This window comes from Streptomyces sp. NPDC093801 (assembly GCF_040701585.1).
Classification (GTDB): Bacteria; Actinomycetota; Actinomycetes; order Streptomycetales; family Streptomycetaceae; genus Streptomyces.
In genome coordinates this window covers 110,475-128,879 of record NZ_JBFBDP010000023.1, presented here as the reverse complement: position 1 = coordinate 128,879, position 18,405 = coordinate 110,475, and the positions used below count along the sequence as shown (strand labels likewise).

Sequence of the window (18,405 nt, the reverse complement as noted above, 5' to 3'; positions counted from 1 at the left end):
GCGCCCCCTTGGCTAGGTGTCGAGGAGGCCGAGCTCGCTGTCGGGCCGACACAGCGGGCAGGCGATGACCGACGGCATGGTCCGCAGCACCTCCAGGACCGACTCCCGGGTGGCCGGCCGGCCCCGGCCGGTCATCCTGCAGGCCCCGGTGTGGACGCGGTCGGGCTGGCGGGTGGCGCCGATACCGTACTCGATCCACCAGTTTGGAGGCTCCGGGAGCGGCCGACGGCGGGCCCGTTCTTCCTCCGCCGCGCGGACGACGCTGATCTTCTCGTCGACGCGGGCGAGGGTGAGCTCCAGCCAGCGGCGTATGACCAGGAGCTGGTCCAGGGCTGGCGGCAGGGGCAGGAGCGGTTCCGGCATGTTGGCTATGCCGCCTCGGCCGCTTCGGGGTCCTCGGGGGATTCAGCTGGGCGGGCCTGCCGCTTCAGCTGCATGCGGCTCGCCACCAGGTTCTCGGTGGGCACGCTCTTCCAGTAGGGGTGGCCGCTGACGTCGACCGACAGGCGCCCGATCTCTGCCCACATGCGGTCGGCCGTCGCCTTCTGCTCGTCGCTCCAGCCGGGGCTGTCCGGCACGTCCCCGCGGTGTGAGAACCGCTCACCCCGCGGCCACCCCTTCATGGGCTCCCCGCTCCAGGGCAGCGTGGCCAGGTAGGCACGGTACTCGGCATGGGCGCGGTGGAGGCGCTCCTGGAGCTCGAGGAGGTCGTGGGGGAAGGGGTTCTCTTCGTTCACCCTCGAATCGTAATTGTGTTCGATTAGAGAAGGGAAGTCGGCGCTCCGCTTCGTAGCCCGTTCGGCAGAGCGGCCTGCGCCAGGCCAGATCGGATGGTGGAGACCGGGTAGGCGCCGTGCACTGGAAAGAGGGGCTGGGTGAAGGAGGTGGCGGCCGTGGCGCGTCCCGTCTGGGCCGGAAATCTGTCGTTTGGGCTGTCCCGTTGACTGAACTAGAGGACATGTATTCGCAGGTCAGGGCGGGTTTCTGCTAGCTTCCCGGCCATGCTTGAGACGGGTGGTACTGCCCGGGATCTGGTCGGCTTCGTGCTGCCGGAATCGGGTGGGTTGGTGGAGTCAACGGACCCGGCGAGGCCGTACGTGCTGCTGGACGCAGACGGCGCCACGGTGAAGCCGGTTGACATGTTCTTCGCTGAACTCCAAGCCTGCGGACGACCACCGGCGACGGTGCGGTCGTACGGGATGGACCTGCTGCGCTGGTGGCGGTTCCTGGCGGGCTGGGGGCTGGCCTGGAATCGGGTCACGCGGATGGATGCCCGGGATTTCGCCCGATGGATGCAGGTCGCGCCGAAGCCGGTCCGCGTCCACTGGCGCCGCCGGCACGAGGAGGCTTCCACGCCGCCCCCGGCACGGCCTCTGGCCGGAGTGCCGAACGCGGTATCCGGGCGGGCGGCGCCGGGGGCGATGTACTCGGCCAGGACGCGGGTGCACAGCGAGGCGGTGCTGAGGTCGTTCTACGCTTTTCACCTGGAGGAGGGGACGGGCCCGATCATCAACCCGTTCCCCGAGGGCCGGAATCGCCGCCGCCCACCAGGTGCGGGGCGCTCATTCCACGTGCCGAGCGGTGGCCGCTACCGGCCGTCCGTCCCCACCCGGTCGCCGCGGCGGATCCCTGATCACCGGTTCAACGAGCTGTTCGCCGCCCTGAAGCACAATCGGGACCGGGCGTTGCTGGCGTTCTGGGTCTCCAACGGCGCGCGGGCAGAGGAGTTGTTGACGAGCCGGCAGCGGGATCCGCTGCCCGGTGATCAGCTGCTGGGGGTGGTCCGGAAGGGCACGCGGGCCTATCAGCAGCTTCCGTCGTCCCTAGACGCTTTCGTGTGGCTGAGGCTCTACCAGGAGGAGTCGTGGCGGGCGGGGACGCCACGGGATCCGGCGGCGCCGCTGTGGTGGACGCTGCGGCGGCCGTTTCGGCCGCTGAACTATCACGCCGCCCGCGCGATGCTGAACCGGGCCAACGCCCTGCTGGGGGCGAACTGGACCCTTCACGACCTGCGGCACACGGCCGCGTACCGGATGGCCCGGGACCCGGAGCTGGCGTTGACGGACGTGCAGTGGGTCCTTGGCCATGCCCACCTGAGCACCACCCAGATCTACCTAAACCCTCGGGAGTTGCATCAGACGGGCGAGAAACCGCAGGTCGCCAGGTCACGGGGAGAGTCCGAGGGACTCAAGCGCTCCTACGAGCTAGCCGCCTGATCAGGCATGTTGCGGAGATGATCCCGTCTGATGCATGATCTGCCCTCCAGAAGGGATGGTCTGGAGTGGTGCATCAGCGCAAGGTGGCCCTGGCCGGGTCGGCTCACCTGGAGCTCGTCTCTGGAGTCGTTCAGCTGCGTCCGGAGGACGCCATGTTCGACGCGATGCTGCGAGGCTGGCGAGCTCAGCAGAAGTCGCGGGGCCTGAAGGACGAGACGGTCGACGACCGGGAACGGCTCATACGCCGGTTCATGGAGTTCGCCAACGAGTACCCGTGGCAGTGGACGCCGGCCCACGTGGACGAGTGGTCGCTCTCTTTGACGAGCGAGAAGCACCTGGCGCCGTCCACAATCCGCAGCTACCAGGGCGATGTCCGCCTGTTCAGCGAGTTCCTCATCGACGGCCGCTACGGCTGGGGGCCGGCCTGCGAGGAAGCCTTCGGCACCTTCCCGGTGGCGGTCTGCCACGAGTGGAACACCATTGCCCACCTCAACGACTACGAGGGCGACCCGGAGGCGAAGCCGTTCACCCGGGAACAGCTGCAGCTCTTCCTCGACTACGCCGACGACCAGGTCGACCGAGCGGTGCGGGCCAAGCGCAAGGGTGCCCTGGCCGCCTACCGGGACGCGACCCTCTTCAAGGTCATCTACGGCTGGGGACTGCGGCGGACCGAGACCTCCAAGCTCGACCTGGTCGACTTCGGACGCAACCCGCAGGCCCGCCAGTTTGGCCCGTACGGCACGCTCAACGTCCGCTACGGCAAGGCGAAGAAGGGCCAGCCGCCGCGTCGGAGGAACGTGTTGTCGGTGATGGACTGGGCGGTCGATGCGGTGGCGGACTACGTCGAGAACGTCCGCCCGCGCTTCGGGTTCCCCAATCACCCGGCTCTGTGGATCACCGAGCGGGGAGGGCGTCTTCAGCCCGGCTCGATCAACGACCGGTTCGAGTCCTACCGGGACGCGCTCGGGCTGCCGAAGGAGTTGGTCCCGCACTCTCTGCGGCATTCGTACGTCACACACCTGACCGAGGACGGGGTGGACCGGCGCTTCATCCAGCAGCAGGTCGGCCACGAGTGCGACAGCTCCCTGGCCATCTATACGCACGTCAGCGATGACTTCATGAACACTTCCCTGCACAAGGCACTGGCGCCGGCGTTCGCCGGGGCCTGACAGGAGGGATCCGGCGATGGCCGCCAAGCTCGACTACCAGTGGCACCTGCGCAAGGTCATGGCGGACCGCGGGATGTTCTCCACCACCGACCTCCTCCCGCCGCTCGCCGAACGTGGCATCACCCTGTCGTCGAGCCAGGTCTACCGGCTCGTCGTCGAGCGACCGGAGCGACTGAGCCTGAAGATCCTCATGGCTCTGCTCGACATCCTGGACTGCACCATGGACGACCTCATCGAGCCCATCACCGTGGCCGGGGCCGTGAAGAAGCCGAAGAAGGCCGCAGTCGGCGGCGGGGAACCCGCGGAAGGGCTCGGCGGACTGCGGCCGAAGCGGGCCAGGATCAGGGGCGTTGACCGGCCGTGACCACCGCTGACCATCACGGCCGCGCCGTCACCGACCCGATCGGCCTGATGACCGATCTGATCACCGACGTCGAGAAGGAACTCGGGCCCGCCGTCATCGCGGCCGTGGTCACCGCGGTCGCGGGCGGCCGGGCGAAGTCCCGCCGCCTCGCGCAGGCCCTGGCGATGCGGCCCGCCATCCTCACCGACGGTCGGTCCCCGGCACCACGGGCCATCGGCGACCTGCTCATCGAACTCCGCGATGCCGGCGCGTCGGCGATCTCGCCACCGGTCTGCGCCGAGTGCGGCAAGAACCTGCGGACCCTCCAGCGCCAGGGCCAGGACTGGTACTGCTCGGTCTGCGGCCAGGAGACCGCGGAGTGCGCCGCCTGCGGCAACACCAGGCGTCTGGCCTTCCGGGACCGCAAAGGTCTGCCGCGCTGTTCGATGTGTCCCGACCCTGACGACCGCGATCCCGTTGACGTCGTCCACAAGGTGATCGCGGCGATCGCCCCGGACGCCGACCGTGACGTGATCGCCGAAGCCCTCCATCGGTCAGTGCCCACCCGCCCCGCCTACCGGCGGAGGCTGGCTTGGGCTCTGGAGGACAACCCCCGTCTGCTCACCGGCGAGGGCTATCTCGCGCCGCACCGGGCCATCCTGCAGTTCATCGACCTGCTGCACGAGGCGGGCGTCGCCGGGATCGTCCGGCCGGCCTGTCCCCGGTGTCACCGGGTCGTCCGCATCGACAAGCCGCTGGACGGGCAGCGGGTCTGCCGCAACTGCATCGCCAAGTCCCGTGTCGAGGAATGCGCACGCTGTGGTGCCCGACGCGAACCGGCGACCCGCGACGAGCACGGACGTCCGCTGTGTCCGAACTGCCTGGTCACCGACCCCACGAACACCGAGGTCTGCGTCAGCTGCGGCGAGCGACGGCGAGTGCAGACCCGCACGGCCGACGGTCCCCTCTGCCCCAACTGCTGTCCGCTGCCCATCCTGGCCTGTTCGATCTGCGGCCGCACCGCACCCTGCACGCTCTCCAAGCTGACCGGCCTGCCCCGGTGCGGCGGCTGCGACCGGCGCCGAGCCCACTGCACCGTCTGCGGACGGCTCCGCGGCATCCACTCCGGCACCGCCGACACCCCCATCTGCGGTCCCTGCACGACACCGGACGTCGAACTCTGGCGCCCCTGTCCCACCTGCGGCGAAGCCGAGCGGCTACGAGCTCCCGGGCCCTGCCCTCGCTGCACCCTCAAGCAGCGGCTGCACGATCTCCTGGCCGATGACTCGGGCGCCATACCGCCGAAGCTGCAGGCCCTCCACGACGCCCTGAACGGCAGCGAACGCGCCGGCACCGCGATGCGCTGGCTCTCCAAGGGCATCGTCTCCACCGTCCTGTCGGATCTTGCTTCCGGGCGACGGCCCCTGACCCACGAGGCCCTGGACGAACTCCCGGAAGGCAAGGTCGTCGAGCACATACGCAGCGTGCTCGTGGCCACCGAGGCCATTCCGCAGCGGGACGAGCAGATGGTCCGCCTCGAACGACTCGTGAAGGATCTCGTCACCTCCCACGCAACCGTCGAGGGGCGCAAGATCCTGCACCGATACGCGACCTGGCATCTGCTGCGACGCCTTCGCCGCCGCAGCCGCGGCAGGGACATCACGCACACCCAGCTCACCGTCGTCCGCCAGCACCTGCGGGCCGCCGTCCACCTCCTCAACTGGTTCGACGACCAGGACCTGACTCTCGCCACCTGCCGCCAGATCGACCTCGAACGCTGGATGACCAGCGACGACGTGCGCCACCGCCGGGAAGCAGGCAACTTCGTGCGCTGGGCCCTCTCCCAGAAGATCGCCCGAGACCTCAGCTTCCCGGCCGTGAGATGGAACGGCCCCTCCCGGCCGATGGACGACGAGGCCCGCTGGACCACAGCCCGCCGTCTCCTGCACGACGACACCATCCGAACCGAAGACCGCCTCTCCGGCCTGCTGTTGCTCCTCTATGCCCAGTGGCCCGCAGCGATCTCCCGTCTGACCGTCGACCACATCGAGCAGACCGGTGGAGCGGTCCGCATCCGACTCGGCGACGTCCCCGTCCAACTGCCCGAGCTCGTCGCGAACTTGGCCATTCAGCAGGTCGCGGTTCGCCGCAGTCACGCCGTCCTCGCGCGCACGGACTCGCCCTGGTTGTTCCCCGGCGGCCAGCCCGGCCGTCCGATCAGCGTCTGGGCCATGGGCGAACGCCTCCGCAAACTCGACATCCGACTCGCCGAGACCCGCTCGACCGCCCTGTTCCAGCTCGCCACCGAGCTGCCCGCCGCGGTCCTCGCCCGGACCCTCGGCATCGACATCACCGTCGCCGTCAAATGGCAGCGAGCCGCCGCCGGCGACTGGGGCACCTACGCAGCCGACGTCAGCCGACGACTCTCCCACCAGGACTGACGCCTACAGAAAGGACATGTCGATGGGCGTTTACGTATCGGTCAGAGGATGGCTGGAGTGCGACGAGACGCAGCTCGTCACCGTCCAAAAGATCATCTCGTCCCACGCCGACGATCACTACTCCAACGGATGGGGCACACCGCGGCAGCACATCAACTGGACCCACTACATCTTCTACGGCGCCGACATTCGCGAGTCGGCCCTGGACTGGTTCATGAACCAGCTCAGAGAAATCGCCCGGATCCCGGCTTCCGACGACGACGGGGACCTCATCCGGGGCCTGTTCCTTGCCAGCCACGAGGTCGATGGGGCGGCCGAGTGGCAGATCCGCGAGGGCCAACTCTTCGTCTCGCCCGCCGATGCCAGACACCAGTACCTCGACGAATAGCCACACCTATTCCGCAGGTTCCAATACCCGACTCCACCATTACCGGCCGGGCGCGACGAGATCGTCGAGGCCGTACGGGCCCATCACCTGCGCCAGGACCGGCTGGCACGCATCCCCGCGGTACCGGCGGCCGGGTATCGGCCCCAGGCGCTCAACGACCTGTTCGGAGGATCCTGGTGACGGCCCGCGTCCGGCACCTGGCCGGCTCGCCCGTCGCCGGCCCCGGAGAGCGGCTTCCGGCGCCGCAGGCTGCCGGCGGGCCGCTGGAGCAGGCCCGCGTCCGGTTTCCCGCCCGTGTGGCGGGAACACGGTGGCCGATGACGTGCAGGTCCGCGGACGAGGTACTGGCCGCCCTCCAGCTGCCGCCGTACACGGGGGCGAGCGTCAACACGTGCTGGTACCGGCTCACGGGAGCACGCGCGATTCTTACCTGGCTGACGGGTTTCCCCGGCAGCAGCTGGCAGGAGCGGTGGGAAGCCTCCCCCGCATCCGCGTCTGCGCGCGAGTGGGCCGATCACGGGCACACCTGGGTCTCCTCGGTCACCGAGGTGAAGCGGCGGTCGACCGTCTTGTCGGGCCTGTTGTTCCTGGCCGGATCCGACGTGCTGCGGCTGCCGGTGGCCTGGCTGGCCGGCCACAGCAGCAATCACCTGCGGGACTTCGTCGAGGAGGTTCGCGATCCAGCCGGATACGCACAGCTGAAGGCACATGTCGGCCCGAAACGGTGGCAGGAGCTCGGCGGCGGCAAGGCCCGCCGGGCCCTGGCCCGGATCCTCCTCGCCAAGGGCGGAGACCTCGCGGACATCACCGTCGGCGACGCGATCGAGCACCACACACTCGTACGGAGCGAGGGCGCGAGCACCCTGTTCTACTCGTGGCTGCGCGAGCTCGGCCATCTGCCGACCGATGCACCAGCGACGCTGCGGCTGCTCGGCCGGGTCACCGGCCAGCTCACCAGCGAGCAGCTGGTGGACCGGCACGGTGTGGCGTGCGCGCCCATTCGCGGGCTGCTGATCGACTACCTGGAAGAGCGCCGCCCCCGGCTGGACTACGCCTCACTGGACGGTCTTGCCCGCCACCTGACCAGGAACTTCTGGTCAGACCTTGAGCGGCACCATTCCGGCATCGCCTCTCTCGACCTTCCCCCGGACGTGGCTGCCGCGTGGAAGGAGCGTCTGCGGACCCGCATCCAGCGGCGCCGGCGCAGGGACGGCACCGTGGAGGAGACGGTGGTCGAGCGGGCGGACCGGGCCATGGTGCTGATGTCCGTCCGCGCGCTCTACCTCGACGTGGCGCGCTGGGCGGCCGAGGAACCGGCCCGATGGGGACCCTGGGCAGCCCCGTGCCCGATCAAGGAAGCAGAGACCCTGGACGGCAAGCGCACCAAGCGGATCAAGGCCCGCATGGACCAGCGCACCCGCGAACGGCTGCCGGCCCTGGACACCTTTGCGCGGGCCGCCCTCGACCACCACCGCCACCGCCTGGCCTGCCTCGAAGCCCTGCGCGCCGTGCCTCGCGGCACGGCCTTCACAGTGGCCGACGCCGTCTTCGTCCGCACCAAACACGGCAGGGACAGCGCCCGCGACGCAGCCGGCAAGCTCATCCACTTCGACCTCGCCGAGCACCGCGCGTTCTGGGCCTGGGCGGCGGTGGAGTTCCTCCGCCACACGGGCGCCCGCATCGAGGAGATGCTGGAGGCCAGCCACCACGGGCTGGTCCAGTACCGGCTGCCCACGACCGGCGAGATCGTCCCCCTTCTCCAGATCGCCCCGTCCAAGACCGACCAGGAGAGGGTCCTGCTGGTCAGCCCCGAACTCGCCGACGTCCTCTCCGCCGTCATCCGCCGGGTCCGCGACCCGAAGACGGGCACCATCCCCCTGCTGGCCGCCTACGACTACGAGGAGCGCATCTGGAACCCGCCCGCTCCATTGCTGTTCCAGTGGGACTGGGCGGGAGAGCGATCCCGCATGACCGGGGAGCTGATCCGAAAAGCCCTGGGAGAGGTCCTCGACTTCACCGGTCTCACCGACACCAGCGGCCAGCCCCTGGACTTCACACCCCACGACTTCCGGCGGATGTTCATCACCGACGCCATCCGCTCCGGCCTGCCACCCCACATTGCCCAGGTCATCGTGGGCCATTCCGACATCAACACCACCATGGGCTACAACGCCGTCTATCCCACCGAGACCATCCAAGCCCACCGCGCCTTCATCACCCGCCGCCGCACCCTGCGCCCCGCCGAGGAGTACCGCACCCCCACCGAAGCCGAGTGGGAGGACTTCCTCGGCCACTTCGAACGCCGCAAACTCTCCGTCGGCACCTGCGCCCGCGCCTACGGCACCGCCTGCATCCACGAGCACGCTTGTGTCCGATGCTCGCTCCTCCGCCCTGATCCAGCCCAACGGTCACGGCTGACTGACATCCGCGACAACCTGATCGCCCGGATCGCTGAGGCGGAGCGGGAAGGATGGCTGGGCGAAGTCGAGGGCCTCCAGGTCAGCCTCGCCGGCGCGCAGGGCAAGCTGGATCAGCTCGACGCTGAAGCAGCCCGCCGATCCTCCACAGTCAGCCTCGGCATGCCGACGTTCGACCAAATCGCCGCTCACGATGCGCGACAACCCGATAAGCGCCTGTCGTGAAAGTCCTGGTCGCGTGGGCACTGGCATCCATGGGTGGCGTCGTTGTCAGTGGCGCTGTGCATGATCGGCGCATTAGCTCTTGGCGGAGATCGAGATAGGGAAGTGCCATGCCCATCACAAACCAGCAGGTAGCGGGACACGCGTTCCTGCAGCCGATGTACGACGACCCGTACTTCCCTGATCACGTGGTCGACCGGGGGAAGGCAATCCTGCTGCAGCTGTGCGGGCTTATTGAGGCCAAGCAGCCGTCAGATCTGGAGACCTTGTATGCCCTCACCCAGGCTGCGACGGAGGAGTTCAACCTGCTGGACAGGGAGTTCATGGCGGCAGGGAGCGGGATCGAGACAGTTGCGCGTGAGTGGATCTGTGACGAGTTTTGTTTCGTTGCGTCGGCATACGGGTTCACGGGCGCAGATGCGGAGGAGCTGACCGCCGGCCGGGACTGGTGAACGAGGACGAGAAGGCCACCTCTCCCGATCGGCGGGAGTTGCTTGGTTCAGAGAAGCCTGCGTCCGCTGCTCCCTCCTGCGCCCCGACCCCGCCCAGCGCGGCCGGTTGGTGGAGATCCGCGACAACCTCCTCGACCGGATTGCAGAAGCCGAGCGCGAAGGCTGGCTCGGAGAGATCGAGGGTCTGCGCGTCAGCCTCGACGGCGCCGAATCCAAGATCGACCAGATCGACTCCGCGCCGGGCAGAGTGGCGATCAACCTTGGGATGCCGCGCAAGGCCCCGGCTCACCCCGCCCAGAAAGAGGGGAGCAGAGCAGACGGCTTCCGGCCGTCAGGTCACCTGAGTTCCGTTCTGGCGAAGAGTTCAGCGCACTCGCTGGCGAAGGAACAGAGCTGGTCTACGACCTGCCGGTACTCCTGCGGATCCCGCACCGCGTTCGGCGTGGCAGCAGTCCACTGTTGCCATAGTCCGCCGGGCGCAAGGTATGGCGCTGCCCGCTCGGCCCCAAGGACAGCGTCGAGGTGAAGCAGGGTGCTGAATACCGAGGTTTGGTCCCAGCGGAGGTCGGGTTCAGGCAGGTAGCGATCAAGGTATTCGCAGAGCAGATCGGCGTCCTCGCTGGTACCAAAGCTGGCAAGAGCGATGCAGAGAGAACCTTGGTAAGGGCCTCCGCTGGCCAGCAACAGGTCGCCGATCCGGCTCCGGAACTCGGTCCTCCCGGCCACGGCAACCAGCCAGGAGGCAGTCCTGCGCTCTCGCCACCCGCCCTCGAAAAGGATGGCGAGTTCCTCGGGAGTGATCTCCCCGGCAGCCTGGACCAGCTCTCTCACGAACAAGTCGCGCTCAGGTCCGCTCAACCGCAGTGAGCTTCCGCCCAGCCGCATGTACCGCCGGCCAGGCGTGACAAATCGTCGGACCAGCTCCATCAGCTCGGGGTCGACGCCGGCATAACGCATGGCTGCATCCTTACGCGGGGACGACCCAGCTGCCAGCGGTTTACCCAGGCCCTGAATAACGATCGCTAGTTCAGAGAAGGTCAGCCTGCCTGTCGGCCTCTACACGGCCACCGACAGCCACACGATCCACTTCCATCAGCTCCAGCGCAGCACCTCCGACCGGATCCGCAACCGCCGGGTCAACGAGCGGACCGGGAAGGAGGTGGAGCTCGACGACATCGTGAAGGGGTTCGACACCGGTGACGAGTACGTGCTCGTCGAGCCGAAGGAGCTCGACGAGATCGCTCCGGGCCGCTCCCGCTCGCTGGAGATCGAGGGCTTCGTCGACCTCGCGGACGTCGATCCGATCTTCTTCGACAAGACCTACTACCTCGGCCCGCGCGGCGAGGAGTACAGCAAGGTCTACAGCCTGCTGGAGCAGGCCCTGGCCAAAGCCGGCAGGGTCGGGATCGCCACCTTCGTGATGCGCCAGCACGAGTACCTGGTCGCTCTCAAGTCCGAGAACGGGCTGCTCACCCTGCACACGCTGCACTGGGCGGACGAGATCCGGGATCCGAAGAAGGAGATCGACACCCTGCCGGGCAAGGCGAAGGCGTCTGAGGAGGAGCTGACGATGGCCGAGCAGCTCATCGGCGCCATGAGCATGGATTGGGACCCGGAGCAGTTCCACGACACGTTCCAGGAGAAGGTCGCCGCTCTCATCGAGGCGAAGAAGGCCGGGGAGAGGGTGGAGAAGGCCGAGCCCGCTGCCGAACCGACGAGCGTCGTCGACCTCATGGAGGCCCTGCGCGCCAGCATCGAGCGGGCCGGCAGCCCGAAGGATACTGGCGGCAAGGCCACCGCCTCCGGCCACGCCTCCACGTCCTCGAAAGGGGCGGGCAGGAAGCCGCCGGCGAAGAAGCGGATCCGCTCGGCGCCCGAGGAGGACCTGACCGGTCTGACGAAGGCCGACCTCTACAAGAAGGCCGCCGCCGCGAATCTGCCGGGCCGCTCACACATGTCCCGCGACGACCTGGTCAAGGCCCTCACCTCGGCCCGGACATGAGCGGCGCAGGAGGACTGTCGAGGTGGTCCTAAGCCCTCCGATACAGCCGATGCTGGCCCGGGCCGTGGAGGCGATCCCCGGCCCCGGCACCTCGGGCGAGCTCGCCTACGAGCAGAAATTCGACGGCTACCGGGCGCTGCTGTTCACCGGCGGCCCGCCGGTGCTCCAGACCCGGCAGGGCACCCAGATCCAGGACCGGTTCCCCGACCTCCTCGCGGCCGCCGAGCGCCTGCCCGGCGGGCTGGTCCTCGACGGGGAGCTCGTCGCCTGGGACACCGAGGCGGGCCGGCTGTCCTTCGAGGGGCTGCAACGCCGCACAGTCGCCCGCGGCCGCACCGCCGCCGGCCTCACAGCCACTTTGCCCGCGTTCTTCATCGCCTTCGACATCCTGCAGCAGGACGGCGTGGAACTGCTCCGGCAGCCCTACTGGCAGCGCCGGCAGCGTCTGGAGCGCCTTTTCGCCACGCACCGGCTCGGCGCGCCGTGGACGCTGTGCCCCATGACCACAGAGCTGGTGAAGGCCGAGCAGTGGCTGGAGACATGGAGCGGGACCGTCGCCGGCCTCGAAGGGATCGTGGTCAAGCCCATGCGACAGCCCTACCAGCCCGGATCGAGAGGCTGGTACAAACTGCGGCGGCGTGACACCACCGAAGCGGTCATCGGCGCCATCACCGGCACCTTCGCCCGCCCCCAGCTCCTCCTGCTCGGCCGCCACGACCAGCACGGCCGCCTGCGCCCGGTGGGCCGGACCGGCCCGCTGCGGCCCGAAGCCGCCCGGCTCGTCGCGGGCAGCCTGACCGCGGCCGGGGAGGAACACCCCTGGAGGGGCATGCGGTTCAGCTCGGCGTGGGGCAGCAGGGACATCCTGCAGGTGACCCTCGTCGCCCCGGACCTCGTCGCGGAGGTCAGCGCCGACACCGCCGTCGATCACGGCGGCGTCTACCGCCACCCCGTACGCTTCCGCCGCCTCCGCCTGGACATGACCGCCGACGAGGCGCCCCTCTTTCAACCCGATCCGCCGCGAAGCGCAACGCGATGAACACCTCCTGCACGGCAAGCCACGCTCGCAGCGATGTAGCTGAACGTGGGGGCGGGGCGATCCTTCAGCTTCGCGGCGGCCGGCCGCGCGTACGCAGGCCTGGGCGGCACGGTCGAGGGCTGGATCGTCTCCTCCGTGGGCGGGATCTCACGCAGCCAAAAGATCACCTGCGGGCCCGTTCGAACCGCCGTCGCTCTTTCGACGGAGTGGCCTGCGGCGGTGGCGACTGACGAGGGCCAACCGGGCCATGAACGTACTGGCCAGCGCCGACTCACTCATCTGGATGAACAGCGGTGGCAAGCGGATTGGCAAACCGTTCCGCCAGGACAGGCGCATGCCATGACGCTTCTGCACCGCACGAGGACGGCCGCGCTTCTTGCCACCGCCGTCCCGACCATCCTGGCCGCATCACTGACGGGCCCCGCACCCGCCTACGCCACAACCACAACAGCCAGCCACGCTGTTGGCCGGGATCAGATCGCGTGCCCCCGGGGGTTTGTCTGCATCTACCCCGACATCAACTTCAACGGCCAGCCCTACGTCAAACGCGCCGTAGACGGGTCGGTACGGCACCTGCCGGACTACATCCGCGGCAAAGGCAGCTCCGTCATCAACAACAGCAACCGCACCGCCCGTGTCTACCAAAAGGACAACTACTTCGGCAGGCACGTCTGCGTCGGACACGACGGCGGCACCATCAACGACCTGCGCTCCTACCAGCTCAACGACACCACCCACAGCCTGCGTAACAACGACACCCCCTGCGGCGCCTGACAGCCCCCGCCCAGGCCCACACGCCAAGAGGGGCGCCGCGATAGGCGCTAACTCGGGTCGAGCGGGTAGACCCCGGTGCCTTCATACGCCTTGGGGGTCAGCGAGAGCACCGTGACAGGGTCCCCCGACTTCGCCGCCTGCCAGGCGATGGCTGCCGGATGCGTGACCGCCCAGTCGGTGGCGGGCCAGGAGGCGGCGTCCAGGGCGTGGGCCGCGGTGAAGGGTACGGTCTCGGCGAACCGCAGACGGGCGGCGTGGGAGCCGGCGCCGGGTGCCGTGCGCTCGGCGGCGAGGACGGACAGGGCCGGGATCAGGACCCTGCCGGTGCCCCGGGAGGACTCGATGTACAGGCCGGTGAAGAACGGGTCGGCCTGGTAGAGGGCGACGAGCGCCGTGTGGTCGAAGACAGCCGTCAGGTTCACGCGGCGGCGCCGCCCTGATGGGCGCGGATCTTGTCCCAGGCGGACTGGCCGGCCTGCTGTACCTGCGCGGTGTACTCCAGCCCCAGCTCGGCTGCGGCCTCCAGGGCCCGCTGCTCCTGCTCGGCGCGGGTCAGCCGGCTCTGGGCGAGCTCGTCCAGGAGCTCGGTGATCGTCGTGCCGCGTTCCTTCGCGAGGAGGCGCAGCCGGTCCCGCGTCGCCTCGCTCGTCTTGATGCTGGTGGGATTCCCGCTGCTCATGAAAGTGATTCTACCGCCGGTAGAACGCTACTGCCCAGGCTCGGGCCTGGTTGCGTCGAATCCGCGACAACTTCGGACGTTTCTGACTGTTACATGTCGACTACTGATCGGAATATTGATCAGTTCTGGCGTGCACGATTCAGGGTCCGCCAAGCGATCTCCCCATAGAGGCAGCTGCCTCAGGGGCAGACGCCTCGGCGCCGGGGGAGGGGGTACGGCGTGTCTTCCAAGACCATCTCTGTAGGAGGGGCACGTGCAGCAGAGCGCTGCGGCGTGGTTGGTAGAGATCGCGCTGACCGTGAGGGTCTTCGGCCCCGACGCCGTCCGGTGCTGCCGCAGGGTCCTCGCGATGGGGGTCCGGATCGGCATCGCCGACATGGCCGGCGCCGCCCGTCAGGCCGCCGCCGAGCGTGACGACCGTGAGGTGGAGCGGTGACCCGCGGCACCCTTGAGGACGACCTGCCCGAGCCAGACGAGCAGCCGGCGGTCATGAGCACGTGGAGGCCGGCCGAGCGCATCGCCTACTGGGCCTTCCGCGCCGACCGCTACGAGGGCTACCGCAGATACGCGTACACCCAGCTCGGGTCGGACGCCGACGCCGAGGAGGCAACGGACAACGCCTTCGACTCGATCATGGGCGCCTGGCCAAGGATGCTGGGGATGGGGCACCTGGACCGGTACGCCTGGATCACGGGATGGTGCCGTTCGGGCACGGTGCTCCAGTGTTCGCCTCTGCGCGGCGCAGGCGTGGGCGGTATGCGGCTGGTGGGGGCGGGGTGGTGGAGTTTGGTAGTCCGCTGCCGGAGCACCGAAACCCTCGCCATGTAACCGCCGGCCCAGCTCAGGCGCTGTACGAGCCAACACGTCGTACACCAACCCACGCCCCGGAGCGAGGACCGCATCCCACGGCAGCTCAGAAGCAGCCGTCGTCACCGCTAAGCTTGATCTTTAACCTCGTCGTTGTTGCAACCGGACGTGCTCGGTGAGTGTTTCTGCTCGTTTCACTGTCTTGCCAGGCTCATATCGTGGGGCTGGCCTGCGGTTTTTCGATCCGGGTGGGCGTCCGGGGCCTGGCAGGGATGGTTGGGGCACGTCTGCGGGCTGGGTGGTCTTCGCGCGGAGGTGCCGGAACCCGCGGCGAACTCGAGCGGGAGTGAGTCGGCGGGGTTCCGCGGGCCGTTCCCAGGGACGGCGGAGGTCCTCGGCGAGCGGGCGGGCGAGGCGGAGCTGGGTGTGGGCGGCGATGATCAGCCAGGTCCACAGATCGGCGGTGTGCGGGTCCCGGACCTTTGGGACGGTCCAGCCGAGAGTCTGCTTGAAGAGGCGGAAGGTGTGCTCGAGGTCGAAGCGCCGAAGGAACGCCTGCCACCGCAGGTCTATGTCCTGGCCCGTCATCCCGGTCTTGGAGGACCAGAGCCAGATCGGCTTCGGGTCGCGGTCACTAGGGAGATGCTCGACCTTAAACCGGATCAACGTGCCGTGAATCAAAGGGAGTTCACCGCAGTGGCCGAGCCAGGGGCCACGGGCTTGCAGGCGTGGGTGCATGCGGTCCCAGGCAAGGGTCTCGGCCGCGCCGTAGTGGGTGGTGGCGCTGGCGGTGGTGTGGTCGGGTGTGTGCCAGGAGTCGGGTTTGGAGAAGGTGAGGACACCGCCGTGCTTGCGGGGCTGCCCGCCGCGTGGGGTGGAGCGGCGTGGGCCGGCGTCGCGGAGCATGACCCGGTCCGAGCGCAGTCGGCCGACCAGCTCGACGGGCAGGTCGGCCAGGACGTAGGCGAGGCGGGTGACGTCGTAGCCGGCATCCACGACGACAAGGACATCCTGGTCGCCCGGCTTCCACTGGCCTGCCCGCAGGAGCCGGGTGACGACGTCGCGGAGCTGGGCGGCGGTGACCGCGGTGGCGTCGTCGGCCGGGCCCAAACGGATCGCGTCCAGTACCGCGGTCCACGAGGTCCGGCCCGTTTCCAGGGCTGCGACGAAGGAGTACGGCCAGCCGGGAATTATCTGGTCCGCACTGCGGCCTCGCCCGTAGACATGGCAGAACAGCAGGTCCGGGCTGGTGGGAGCGTCAGGCCGCAGCCAGTTGCTCACATCCACCGCGAGGACGATCCGCCCGTCGGCAGCTCTCGGCAACGGCGTGGAGGCCAGCAGCCGGCGCAACCGGACGGGCTCCAGCCAGCCGTGATTGACAGCGTCGTACATCGCGCCGTGCCCACGGCGGTGCTCGGCCGTCAACGTCAGCTCGACCAGCGACCTGACCGGCCCGTCCGCGCACAGCACCGCGTCGGTCAAGTCGAAGAGCGCATCCGCACGGGAGTAGAGGCAGTCGTAGAACTCGACACGAAAGCGGGACAACACGCCCAACGCCTCGCGTCCGGAAAGGTCAGCAGACAGACTCATACACAGCGGCCGTTCTCTGGTGCTTCGTTACTCGACATCTCGAAGCGTGGAGAACGGCCGCCTCCGCTGTCACGGGAAACACCGCAGATCAGCAGGTCGGGTGACGAGCGAGGTTAAAAATCAAGCTGAGCGGATGGCATTGCCTGCGTGGTGAGGAAACCCGTCGGAGCCAACCCGAAATCCCCTCCGTGAGGCCGCAGCGGCTCGGCGAGGGGGTCCGTGCCGCCGTCGACGCGGCAACCACGCCGGCCGCACGGCTCGCCCTGCCCTTGCCGCCGTCCACGCCAGCCCGGCCGAAGGCAGTGCGTGAATTCCAGCTCGACGACTGGCAAGCGTCGAATCATCGGGCGGGCTCCTGCTCGGGGTGGGCAGTGGGCGTCTTGAGGACGCGCGGCAGGCGGACGTGCAGGTGCTCGATGACGACCTCGCGGCCGCGAGCGCGGAGTTCGCGGGCGATGAGTTCGGTGAGTCCGGATGCCTTTCCGGACTAAGAAGTGTTCTTGCAGCTGAAGCCAGTGCGGCTGAACCGTAGGCTGCGTGTCATGGCGCGATTCGATGAGGTCATGGCGACGTTCTGGGGTGACGGCGATTACGGCGTCCAACAGCCTCTGACGAACGAGACGGTGCGAGAGGCTGAGCGGGCGCTGGGCGTGACGCTGCCCTCGGCCCTGCTTGACCTTCTGCGGATCCAGAACGGCGGCATCGTGGCTGCTGAGCACGATGCTTTCCCCACCAGCCAGCCGACCTCGTGGAGCGAAGACCACGTCCCCTTCGAGAGCCTGATGGGCATCGGGCGACGCGACGGGATGACTTCGTTGCTCGACACCCCGTACTTGGTCGACGAGTGGGGCATGCCAGCGCCACTTGTGCTGCTCTCCGGCGACGGGCACTGCTGGATCGCGCTGGACTACCGAACCTGCGGGCGGGACGGCGAGCCTTCGGTCACATGGTTCGAGACCGACCTCGCCACGGAGCTGGTCCTGGCTGGTGACTTCTGCTCGTTCGTCGGAGGCCTCACCGCGGGCAGCACGTATGGTTACGGCCCCGCCCCCAGCGAGCACACCCGGGACTGACCGGGACACCGCCACCCCCCGCCCCCAGCTGGTCGCATTCCCCCACTTTGCCGCGGCTCGTTCCGGGCGAAGCCGCATCCCTCCCGCCTCACCAAAACGACCGCGACGGGTGCACTCGACGCGGGTGTGAACTCCGCGAAGCTGCCCCACCCAGAGGCTGAGGCCACAGGCGGGCAGGCCTGCCGCAGACTGTGTACCCATGGATGACAGATGGGATGTACGGCCCGAGAGCGATCGGCCTCAGTGGGTCGTGGACCCGTATCTGGGTGTGGGACCGTTGCGCTTCGGTATGAACCCTGACGAAGTATCGGCGGTGCTGGCCGACGTGACAGCAGAGGCCCAGCAGTGCATCACCACGCACCTCCGTGACGGTCGGCAGGCCAGGGAAGTGGGCCAGTACCCGACGTCCGGACTGGTCCTCTTCTACAGTCGCGACGAGAAGCTCGAGGGACTTGCTGTTGACGGCCTGCGGGGACCGCAGGTCCTCGCCGAAGGGGTGCCTCTGACGGGCCGCGTCCCCTCCGAGGTGGAACGGTGGATGACCGCCCGGGCCGCAGAACGGTTCCCTGAAGACGACTTCGAGCTTGGTTACCTGGGGACCGGGGTCCCGTGCTCGTGGAGCCTCGGGTTGGTGGTCAGCGTCCAACGCATGGCTGATCACCTGGTCACACGCCCGGTGATCTTCGCTGAGCACGTACTGGATGACGCTCACCACATCCTTCCCCAGCAGGCATGGATCATCTACTGAGAGCCCCACTCGTCTTCGGTGAGTCACCGGCCACTGCACGCCGTG

20 protein-coding genes are annotated in these 18,405 nt (G+C 68.6%); 14 read left to right on the top strand and 6 right to left on the bottom strand.

What is annotated here, in order from left to right; all coding sequences use genetic code 11:
* Window positions 1–12: 12 nt before the first annotated feature.
* Window positions 13–363, bottom strand: coding sequence for a DUF6233 domain-containing protein (locus AB0469_RS26350; RefSeq protein WP_366453918.1), 351 nt, complete (start codon window positions 361–363; stop codon window positions 13–15).
* Between the two features lie 5 nt (window positions 364–368).
* Entirely contained in the window at window positions 369–737 is a 369-nt protein-coding gene (locus tag AB0469_RS26345) for a hypothetical protein (protein WP_366453917.1), read from the bottom strand.
* A gap of 264 nt (window positions 738–1,001) precedes the next feature.
* Here AB0469_RS26345 and AB0469_RS26340 point away from each other — a divergent pair, with 264 nt between their 5' ends.
* From AB0469_RS26340 to AB0469_RS26310, 7 genes are all read left to right on the top strand, one after another.
* Entirely contained in the window at window positions 1,002–2,216 is a 1,215-nt protein-coding gene (locus AB0469_RS26340; RefSeq protein WP_366453916.1) for a site-specific integrase, read from the top strand.
* 65 nt (window positions 2,217–2,281) lie between these two features.
* Entirely contained in the window at window positions 2,282–3,385 is a 1,104-nt protein-coding gene (locus AB0469_RS26335) for a tyrosine-type recombinase/integrase (RefSeq protein WP_366453915.1), read from the top strand.
* 16 nt (window positions 3,386–3,401) lie between these two features.
* The gene (locus AB0469_RS26330) at window positions 3,402–3,749 is read left to right on the top strand and encodes a helix-turn-helix transcriptional regulator (protein WP_366453914.1); all 348 of its coding nucleotides are present in this window, start codon (window positions 3,402–3,404) and stop codon (window positions 3,747–3,749) included.
* Window positions 3,746–6,169, top strand: a complete 2,424-nt coding sequence (locus AB0469_RS26325; RefSeq protein ID WP_366453913.1) for a site-specific integrase — start codon at window positions 3,746–3,748, stop codon at window positions 6,167–6,169. The genes AB0469_RS26330 and AB0469_RS26325 overlap by 4 nt, the downstream gene beginning before the upstream one ends.
* 16 nt (window positions 6,170–6,185) lie before the next feature.
* A complete protein-coding gene (locus AB0469_RS26320; RefSeq protein WP_366453912.1) occupies window positions 6,186–6,557 on the top strand; it encodes a hypothetical protein in 372 nt (123 codons plus the stop codon).
* A gap of 317 nt (window positions 6,558–6,874) precedes the next feature.
* A complete protein-coding gene (locus AB0469_RS26315; protein WP_366453911.1) occupies window positions 6,875–9,199 on the top strand; it encodes a site-specific integrase in 2,325 nt (774 codons plus the stop codon).
* Window positions 9,200–9,306: 107 nt separating this feature from the next.
* On the top strand, window positions 9,307–9,648 hold the full coding sequence (locus AB0469_RS26310) for a DUF5713 family protein (protein WP_366453910.1): 342 nt from the start codon (window positions 9,307–9,309) through the stop codon (window positions 9,646–9,648).
* A gap of 336 nt (window positions 9,649–9,984) precedes the next feature.
* Here AB0469_RS26310 and AB0469_RS26305 read toward each other — a convergent pair whose 3' ends face one another.
* Complete coding sequence (locus tag AB0469_RS26305) at window positions 9,985–10,605, bottom strand: DUF6000 family protein (protein WP_366453909.1); 621 nt, start codon at window positions 10,603–10,605, stop codon at window positions 9,985–9,987.
* 55 nt (window positions 10,606–10,660) lie between these two features.
* Between AB0469_RS26305 and AB0469_RS26300 the strand changes: the two genes are divergently transcribed.
* The 3 genes from AB0469_RS26300 to AB0469_RS26290 all read left to right on the top strand — a co-directional run bounded on the left by AB0469_RS26300 (window position 10,661) and on the right by AB0469_RS26290 (window position 13,463).
* On the top strand, window positions 10,661–11,650 hold the full coding sequence (locus AB0469_RS26300; RefSeq protein ID WP_366453946.1) for a Ku protein: 990 nt from the start codon (window positions 10,661–10,663) through the stop codon (window positions 11,648–11,650).
* A gap of 49 nt (window positions 11,651–11,699) precedes the next feature.
* Entirely contained in the window at window positions 11,700–12,689 is a 990-nt protein-coding gene (locus AB0469_RS26295; protein WP_366453908.1) for an ATP-dependent DNA ligase, read from the top strand.
* Between the two features lie 339 nt (window positions 12,690–13,028).
* The gene (locus AB0469_RS26290; protein ID WP_366453907.1) at window positions 13,029–13,463 is read left to right on the top strand and encodes a peptidase inhibitor family I36 protein; all 435 of its coding nucleotides are present in this window, start codon (window positions 13,029–13,031) and stop codon (window positions 13,461–13,463) included.
* Window positions 13,464–13,510: 47 nt separating this feature from the next.
* Here AB0469_RS26290 and AB0469_RS26285 read toward each other — a convergent pair whose 3' ends face one another.
* Together AB0469_RS26285 and AB0469_RS26280 are read right to left on the bottom strand one after the other, a co-directional pair.
* Entirely contained in the window at window positions 13,511–13,885 is a 375-nt protein-coding gene (locus AB0469_RS26285; RefSeq protein WP_366453906.1) for a PIN domain-containing protein, read from the bottom strand.
* Window positions 13,882–14,142 (bottom strand): hypothetical protein, encoded by a 261-nt coding sequence (locus AB0469_RS26280; RefSeq protein ID WP_366453904.1) that lies wholly within the window; start codon window positions 14,140–14,142, stop codon window positions 13,882–13,884. The genes AB0469_RS26285 and AB0469_RS26280 overlap by 4 nt, the downstream gene beginning before the upstream one ends.
* Window positions 14,143–14,395: 253 nt before the next feature.
* Here AB0469_RS26280 and AB0469_RS26275 point away from each other — a divergent pair, with 253 nt between their 5' ends.
* Together AB0469_RS26275 and AB0469_RS26270 are read left to right on the top strand one after the other, a co-directional pair.
* The gene (locus AB0469_RS26275) at window positions 14,396–14,578 is read left to right on the top strand and encodes a hypothetical protein (RefSeq protein WP_366453903.1); all 183 of its coding nucleotides are present in this window, start codon (window positions 14,396–14,398) and stop codon (window positions 14,576–14,578) included.
* On the top strand, window positions 14,575–14,970 hold the full coding sequence (locus AB0469_RS26270) for a hypothetical protein (protein ID WP_366453902.1): 396 nt from the start codon (window positions 14,575–14,577) through the stop codon (window positions 14,968–14,970). Before AB0469_RS26275 ends, AB0469_RS26270 begins: the two co-directional genes overlap by 4 nt.
* Window positions 14,971–15,090: 120 nt before the next feature.
* On the opposite strand, the gene AB0469_RS26265 is transcribed toward AB0469_RS26270, so the two are convergent.
* Window positions 15,091–16,539: an NF041680 family putative transposase gene (locus AB0469_RS26265; RefSeq protein WP_366453901.1), complete on the bottom strand. Its 1,449-nt coding sequence runs from the start codon at window positions 16,537–16,539 to the stop codon at window positions 15,091–15,093.
* A 542-nt stretch (window positions 16,540–17,081) separates the two neighbouring features.
* On the opposite strand from AB0469_RS26265, the gene AB0469_RS26260 reads away from it, so the two are divergent.
* A complete protein-coding gene (locus AB0469_RS26260; protein ID WP_366453900.1) occupies window positions 17,082–17,612 on the top strand; it encodes an SMI1/KNR4 family protein in 531 nt (176 codons plus the stop codon).
* A 199-nt stretch (window positions 17,613–17,811) separates the two neighbouring features.
* Window positions 17,812–18,360: a hypothetical protein gene (locus tag AB0469_RS26255; protein WP_366453899.1), complete on the top strand. Its 549-nt coding sequence runs from the start codon at window positions 17,812–17,814 to the stop codon at window positions 18,358–18,360.
* The last annotated feature ends 45 nt before the right edge of the window (window positions 18,361–18,405 follow it).

What these genes read in the sequence shown, in the direction of transcription:
- AB0469_RS26320 (WP_366453912.1), top strand. Translation starts at nt 6,186, where the DNA reads ATGTCGATGGGCGTTTACGTATCGGTCAGAGGATGGCTGGAGTGCGAC.
- AB0469_RS26290 (WP_366453907.1), top strand. Translation starts at nt 13,029, where the DNA reads ATGACGCTTCTGCACCGCACGAGGACGGCCGCGCTTCTTGCCACCGCC.
- AB0469_RS26315 (WP_366453911.1), top strand. Translation starts at nt 6,875, where the DNA reads ATGACGTGCAGGTCCGCGGACGAGGTACTGGCCGCCCTCCAGCTGCCG.
- AB0469_RS26310 (WP_366453910.1), top strand. Translation starts at nt 9,307, where the DNA reads ATGCCCATCACAAACCAGCAGGTAGCGGGACACGCGTTCCTGCAGCCG.
- AB0469_RS26305 (WP_366453909.1), bottom strand. Translation starts at nt 10,605, where the DNA reads ATGCGTTATGCCGGCGTCGACCCCGAGCTGATGGAGCTGGTCCGACGA.
- AB0469_RS26350 (WP_366453918.1), bottom strand. Translation starts at nt 363, where the DNA reads ATGCCGGAACCGCTCCTGCCCCTGCCGCCAGCCCTGGACCAGCTCCTG.
- AB0469_RS26265 (WP_366453901.1), bottom strand. Translation starts at nt 16,539, where the DNA reads ATGAGTCTGTCTGCTGACCTTTCCGGACGCGAGGCGTTGGGCGTGTTG.
- AB0469_RS26255 (WP_366453899.1), top strand. Translation starts at nt 17,812, where the DNA reads ATGGATGACAGATGGGATGTACGGCCCGAGAGCGATCGGCCTCAGTGG.
- AB0469_RS26260 (WP_366453900.1), top strand. Translation starts at nt 17,082, where the DNA reads ATGGCGCGATTCGATGAGGTCATGGCGACGTTCTGGGGTGACGGCGAT.
- AB0469_RS26280 (WP_366453904.1), bottom strand. Translation starts at nt 14,142, where the DNA reads ATGAGCAGCGGGAATCCCACCAGCATCAAGACGAGCGAGGCGACGCGG.
- AB0469_RS26330 (WP_366453914.1), top strand. Translation starts at nt 3,402, where the DNA reads ATGGCCGCCAAGCTCGACTACCAGTGGCACCTGCGCAAGGTCATGGCG.
- AB0469_RS26340 (WP_366453916.1), top strand. Translation starts at nt 1,002, where the DNA reads ATGCTTGAGACGGGTGGTACTGCCCGGGATCTGGTCGGCTTCGTGCTG.
- AB0469_RS26295 (WP_366453908.1), top strand. Translation starts at nt 11,700, where the DNA reads ATGCTGGCCCGGGCCGTGGAGGCGATCCCCGGCCCCGGCACCTCGGGC.